Genomic DNA, 1,246 nt, shown 5'->3' on the forward strand with positions numbered 1-1,246 from the left:
TCGCCGCGGCGAGTCCCGATCTGCTGCGTGCGATGATCAAGACATTCGCCGACGCCCTCATGTCCGCCGAGGCCGACGCCCTCTGCAACGCCGAATACGGGCAGGTCAGCGACGAAAGGGTCAACCACCGCAACGGCTATCGCCCACGCGAGTGGGACACCCGCGCCGGGACCGTCGAGCTCGCCGTTCCCAAGCTGAGGCAGGGCAGCTACTTCCCGCACTGGCTTCTCGAGCGCCGCCGCCGGGCCGAGCAGGCCCTGGTCTCGGTGGTCGCCACCGCCTACCTGCTCGGTGTCTCCACCCGCCGGGTCGAGAAGCTCGCCGAGTCCCTCGGGGTGACGCAGTTGTCGAAGTCCCAGGTCAGTGCGATGGCCAAGCACCTGGACGAGCAGGTCGCAGCCTTCCGCAACCGGCCCCTGGACGCTGGCCCGTACTCGTTCGTCTGGGTCGACGCGCTCACGCAGAAGGTCCGCGAGGGCGGCCGCATCGTCAACGTCCACGCGCTGATCGCGGTCGGCGTCAACGCCGACGGCCACCGCGAGATCCTCGGTCTCGAGGTCGCCACAGCCGAGGACGGCGCCGGCTGGCTCGCCTTCCTGCGTTCCCTGATCGCCCGCGGCCTGTCCGGTGTCCAGCTCGTCATCTCCGACGCCCACGCCGGCCTCGTCGACGCCATCGGCGCGGTCCTGCCCGGCGCGTCCTGGCAGCGCTGCCGCACCCACTACGCGAGGAACTTGCTGAGCCAGGTGCCGAAGTCGGCCCAGCCCTGGGTCGCCACCCTGCTGCGGACGGTCTTCGAACAGCCCGACACCGACGCGGTCCAAGCACAGATGACCCACGTCCTGGACGCGCTGGAAGCCAAGTTCCCCAAGGCCGCAGCCCACTTGGACGCCGCCCAGCACGACCTGCTCGCCTTCACCGCCTTCCCGCGGGAGATCTGGCGGCAGATCTGGTCGAACAACCCGCAGGAACGGCTGAACAAGGAGATCCGCCGCCGCACCGACGTGGTCGGCATCTTCCCCGACCGCACCGCCGTCATCCGACTCGTCGGCGCGGTACTGGCCGAGCAGAACGACGAGTGGACCGAAGCCCGCCGCTACATGGGCCGCGAACTCCTCGCCAAGGCCCGACTCCACCCGATCGAGTCAGAAACCGACGACACCGTCCTGCCCACCGAACTCACCGCATAGCCTCAAAGACGAGATCACCGAGTGGCCGTCGATACACCACTCCAGCGGACGTGACC

At 69.1% G+C, this 1,246-nt stretch carries 1 protein-coding gene; it reads left to right on the plus strand.

Annotated features, from left to right (window positions below; genetic code table 11):
• Positions 1-1,190, plus strand: a 1,190-nt coding sequence (locus ACWCQ1_RS52115) for an IS256 family transposase (protein ID WP_451030137.1), incomplete at its 5' end; no start/stop codon positions are given.
• Positions 1,191-1,246: the final 56 nt, after the last annotated feature.

The sequence above is a fragment of the Streptomyces sp. NPDC002144 genome (assembly GCF_053593695.1).